This is a genomic window from Flavobacterium sp. (assembly GCF_044361065.1).
Classification (GTDB): domain Bacteria; phylum Bacteroidota; class Bacteroidia; order Flavobacteriales; family Flavobacteriaceae; genus Flavobacterium.
This window is the reverse complement of the sequence record NZ_JBIKJI010000163.1, coordinates 1-4,302: the sequence shown is the minus strand read 5'-3', so window position 1 is coordinate 4,302 and position 4,302 is coordinate 1. Positions and strand designations below refer to the sequence as shown.

7 protein-coding genes are annotated in these 4,302 nt (G+C 30.6%); all 7 read right to left on the bottom strand.

Features of this window, described 5'->3' with window-relative positions; all coding sequences use genetic code 11:
• Positions 1-227 (bottom strand): TCP-1/cpn60 chaperonin family protein (locus tag ACIQ11_RS09080; protein ID WP_396154317.1); only part of this gene is annotated, 227 nt, incomplete at its 3' end.
• Between the two features lie 114 nt (positions 228-341).
• A complete protein-coding gene (groES, locus tag ACIQ11_RS09075; RefSeq protein ID WP_353079907.1) occupies positions 342-617 on the bottom strand; it encodes a co-chaperone GroES in 276 nt (91 codons plus the stop codon).
• Positions 618-754: 137 nt separating this feature from the next.
• Positions 755-1,093 carry a preprotein translocase subunit SecG gene (gene secG / locus ACIQ11_RS09070; protein WP_396154316.1) on the bottom strand — a complete coding sequence of 113 codons (339 nt, stop codon included), beginning with the start codon at positions 1,091-1,093 and terminating at the stop codon, positions 755-757.
• A 10-nt stretch (positions 1,094-1,103) separates the two neighbouring features.
• Complete coding sequence (locus tag ACIQ11_RS09065) at positions 1,104-1,934, bottom strand: tetratricopeptide repeat protein (protein WP_396154315.1); 831 nt, start codon at positions 1,932-1,934, stop codon at positions 1,104-1,106.
• An 80-nt stretch (positions 1,935-2,014) separates the two neighbouring features.
• The gene (locus tag ACIQ11_RS09060; protein WP_396154314.1) at positions 2,015-2,518 is read right to left on the bottom strand and encodes an LptE family protein; all 504 of its coding nucleotides are present in this window, start codon (positions 2,516-2,518) and stop codon (positions 2,015-2,017) included.
• 16 nt (positions 2,519-2,534) lie between these two features.
• Positions 2,535-3,803, bottom strand: a complete 1,269-nt coding sequence (locus ACIQ11_RS09055; protein ID WP_396154313.1) for a sigma-54 interaction domain-containing protein — start codon at positions 3,801-3,803, stop codon at positions 2,535-2,537.
• A gap of 42 nt (positions 3,804-3,845) precedes the next feature.
• Positions 3,846-4,217 carry a GxxExxY protein gene (locus tag ACIQ11_RS09050; RefSeq protein ID WP_396154312.1) on the bottom strand — a complete coding sequence of 124 codons (372 nt, stop codon included), beginning with the start codon at positions 4,215-4,217 and terminating at the stop codon, positions 3,846-3,848.
• Positions 4,218-4,302: the final 85 nt, after the last annotated feature.

Below are 4,302 nucleotides of genomic sequence, written 5' to 3'. Positions count from 1 at the left end.
ACTTCTTTTACCATTTGCGCACCCATATTTTCTAACGGATCTGCTAATTCAATTTCTTTTGCAACCGAAACTCCATCTTTAGTAACCGTTGGTCCTCCAAATGATTTAGAAATAATTACATTTCTTCCTTTAGGACCTAAAGTAACTTTTACTGCATTTGCTAATGCATCCACACCACGTTTTAAACCGTCGCGTGCTTCAATATCAAATTTTATATCTTTTGCCATTTTATTTTTGTTTAAAGTTTAAGGTTGTTTTTGTTTCACGTTGAACAACCAATAAATAATATTTTCAGAAATTAAAGTTTTTAACTTGAAACTTTAAACCTGAAACTAAGGATTTTATAATATTGCATAAATTTCATCTTCACGCATAATAAGGTAATCCTTACTTTCGTACTTAAATTCTGTTCCTGCATATTTACCATACAAAACAGTATCACCAATTTTTACAGTCATTGTATAATCGGTTTTACCTGTTCCAACGGCAACAACAGTTCCTTTTTGAGGTTTTTCTTTTGCTGTATCTGGAATAATAATTCCTGAAGCAGTTGTCGTTTCTGCAGCAGATGGTTCAATTACTACTCTGTCTGCAATTGGTTTAATGTTTAATGCCATAATTATATTGAATATATTTGTTAGTGAACGCTTAGTTTAATTTCAGAAATTGTGCCAAACCCAATTTCTGACAAATTTACTTAAAATAAAAATGCCAGCACTGACAGGCTGGCATTATATTATATATTTAGCAAAAATTATTTTACTGAATCTGCTGGTTTTGTAGCTGGGGTAGTTGCTTGCTTAGCTGGTGTATCTTTAACAATAGCTGGAGCAGCATTTTCGTCTACTAATTTAGAACCACCTGTACCGTTATTAAAACTTAACGTTGAAAATAAAATTAAGGCGATTAATGTTCCACCTAACACCCAAGTTGTTTTTTCTAAAAAGTCGGTTGTGTTTTTAACACCACCCATTTGACCTCCACCGCCAAAAGAAGAAGATAAACCTCCGCTTTTAGGATTCTGAACCATAATAGTTAAGATTAATAAAAAACAAACGATGATGATTAATGCTAAAAAAATTGTAAATGACATAACTTCTGTATTAATTATTTTGTTGTAAAATTTTTATATTTTTAATTCGGTCTGCAAAGAAACTACTTTTTTCTGGATATTTCAAAATTAATATTTCATAAGCTTGTATGGCTTTGCTATATTTTTTTTGTTCAAGATAAATTTGCGCCAACGTTTCGGTCATAATTGAAGACGGTGTTTCGTTGCTTTTAGCAATATTTATTGGCACTGCAGTGGTGTCTTTTGCCTGTGGAATTTTAGGATTTAATTCAATAAATTTTTCAATTAAATCGAATTTTTTTTCTAATTCCGAAGAAACATTCATCTGTTTTTCAGTTTCTTCACGAACAATTGGTGCAATTTTAGCTAATTGAAGCCATTCTGAAAAAGAATGCGTTTCGTTTTTATCAAATTGAAATGGTTTGCCAATTTCTAATGCGGCTTCTACTTCTTTATTGGTTTCTTGTTGTTCTGAAACAAAATATGTCTCAGTTGAAGTAGTAGTTCTTGAAATACTATTTATTGCAACTGGTCGGTTTTCTTCTTCAACATATTCAAAATCAGCGACTATTATATTTTGAATTTCTGCTTGGTACTTGTCATATATTTCTTGCTGAAAAATTTTAAAATCAGCGGAAGTAATAAAATCAAATAACACACTTCTATCTGTTGTGTGAGCAGCCGTTTTCTTTAATTCGTAATTATATCTAAAACTTTCTTGATTATATAATCCTTTTAAATATAGAGCACGAGCACTTTGGTAAAATGGAAATTCATTTACAATAGTTTCAAGTATTAACGTTTGTTTGTCGTTAATAGCTTTAGAATTATTAAGTAGATTTATATAATCGTTTGTGTTCATTTTTTATTTTAATAAAATTTAAAGTTGACTTCGAGTGCCTCAGCCAACAATGCTTAGGATTCTCAAAAACAATATTTAAACTACCATTTTGCTAAAGATTCGTTAAAAATATCTTGAGTGATTCTTTCGTAAATGATTTCCAATGCTTCATTTAAAACAGCAGAAGGCAATAAATTAGCATCATAATCGTGAAAAAACGAAAAACGCTTTTCGAAATTATCGTCTTCTGAATTTTTACTTGAATACCTAACATTTATGGTAATTGTCATTCTGTTTTGAGAGGATTGTTGATTTGCATTAGATGCCATTGGCGTGATGCGATATTCTACAATTTCACCTTCATACAATAAATCGCCACCAGAAGGCACTAAATCTAAATTGGTTTGATTTTGTATGGTGTTTTGTAATTTTTGCGTAAAGGTTCGCTCTATACCAACTTCAACAATTTCGGCATTATTTTGAAAATAATTTACTTGAAACGTTTTGGCATTAATTTTCCCTGTTCCTGTGAAGTTGTATTTCACATTACAACTTACAAGCAAAAACAAGGTCAAAATTGTAATTATTTTAATTTTTAATTTCATAATTTAAGTTCTAAAACTACAAATCAAATTGTTTTATTTTTCTGTATAAAGTTCTTTCAGAAATGCCTAATTCATCTGCAGCTGCTTTTCTTTTTCCTTTATTTTTTTCTAACGATTTTTTTATTAATTCTATTTCTTTCGCTTCTAAACTAAGGGTTTCTACTTCGTCTATCGCTTCTGCATACAGATAATTGTTGTTAAAATCGTCTTCGTCATCAAATTCTTCTTGTTCTACTTCTTCTTCAACAGGCAAAACATTTCTTTTTATTTCTTGTTCAAAAATAGTGTTTTTTTCTTCAGCATTTCCATAAATTTTTTGAATAAGCGATTTGTTGTTTTCTTGCACTTTAGCATTTCCATTTTGCATAAGCTCAAGCGTAAGTTTTTTTAAATCATTTAAATCGCTTTTCATATCGAAAAGTACTTTATACAAAATTTCGCGCTCATTACTAAAATCGGAAGTGCTTTTTTTCTCTCCAACAACTTGAAGCGAATTACTTTCCATATTAGGCAAATATGATTTTAATGCCGTTAAGGATATGTCTCTATTGGTTTCTAATACAGAAATTTGCTCCGCTGAATTTCGTAATTGTCTGATATTTCCGCTCCAACGATAATGCATTAAATAATTTACAGCATCTTCGGATAATTTTATTGGAGGCATTTTATATTTGTGCGCAAAATCGGCAGCAAACTTGCGAAACAACAAATGAATATCTTCTTTTCTTTCGCGTAAAGCGGGTAAATTAATTTCAACAGTACTTAAACGATAATATAAATCTTCTCTGAATTTTCCCTTTTCAATTGCTTCCAACATATTCACGTTAGTAGCCGCAACAATACGAACATTGGTTTTTTGTACTTGAGACGATCCTACTTTAATAAACTCGCCATTTTCCAACACACGTAATAAACGTACTTGAGTGGTTAAAGGTAGTTCTCCAACTTCGTCTAAAAAAATAGTTCCGCCATTGGCTACTTCAAAATATCCTTCACGAGTTCCTGTTGCTCCCGTAAACGATCCTTTTTCGTGTCCAAAAAGCTCTGAATCTATTGTTCCTTCTGGAATGGCACCACAGTTTACGGCAATGTATTTTCCGTGTTTTCTATGAGATAATGAATGAATAATTTTTGGTATACTTTCTTTACCCACACCACTTTCTCCAGTTACTAATACAGAAATATCTGTAGGAGAAACCTGAATGGCTTTTTCTACCGCACGATTGAGTTTTGGATCGTTTCCAATAATCTCAAAGCGTTGTTTTATGTTTTGAACTGATTCCATTTTTTAATTATTTTGCCACAGATTAAAGGATTTTCACAGATTTTATAATACAAATCTGTTATGTTGTAAAGATTTTGTTTGAAAATTCACTAACAACCCTACTTCAGATTTTGCTAATTTCATATAATTTAAAACTTGGGCTTTATGCTCATTTGAAAACTCTTTTACTGCCTTTACTTCAAGAATGATATCTTCATTAACAACAAAATCAGCATAAAATTTATGATTTAAAATTTTACCTTTATATTCAATCAAGAATTCTTTTTCTCTTTCAAATTGTATATTGTTTTCCTTGAATTCAATTTCAAGTGCGTCTTTATATACTACTTCTAACAAGCCTGGGCCTAAATAATTATGGACGTTCATACAAATTCCAATAATTTTAAAAGTTTCTTTTTCTCTATATAATTTCATACATACAATCTGTGAAAATCCTTTAATCCGTGGCTACTACTAATTCATAATTTCAGAATACCCTACCGCATTACCTATTAACGTT

Excerpts from the sequence above, each read along its gene's own strand:
- groES (WP_353079907.1), bottom strand. The coding sequence starts at position 617 with ATGGCATTAAACATTAAACCAATTGCAGACAGAGTAGTAATTGAACCA.
- ACIQ11_RS09050 (WP_396154312.1), bottom strand. The coding sequence starts at position 4,217 with ATGAAATTATATAGAGAAAAAGAAACTTTTAAAATTATTGGAATTTGT.
- ACIQ11_RS09060 (WP_396154314.1), bottom strand. The coding sequence starts at position 2,518 with ATGAAATTAAAAATTAAAATAATTACAATTTTGACCTTGTTTTTGCTT.
- ACIQ11_RS09065 (WP_396154315.1), bottom strand. The coding sequence starts at position 1,934 with ATGAACACAAACGATTATATAAATCTACTTAATAATTCTAAAGCTATT.
- ACIQ11_RS09055 (WP_396154313.1), bottom strand. The coding sequence starts at position 3,803 with ATGGAATCAGTTCAAAACATAAAACAACGCTTTGAGATTATTGGAAAC.
- secG (WP_396154316.1), bottom strand. The coding sequence starts at position 1,093 with ATGTCATTTACAATTTTTTTAGCATTAATCATCATCGTTTGTTTTTTA.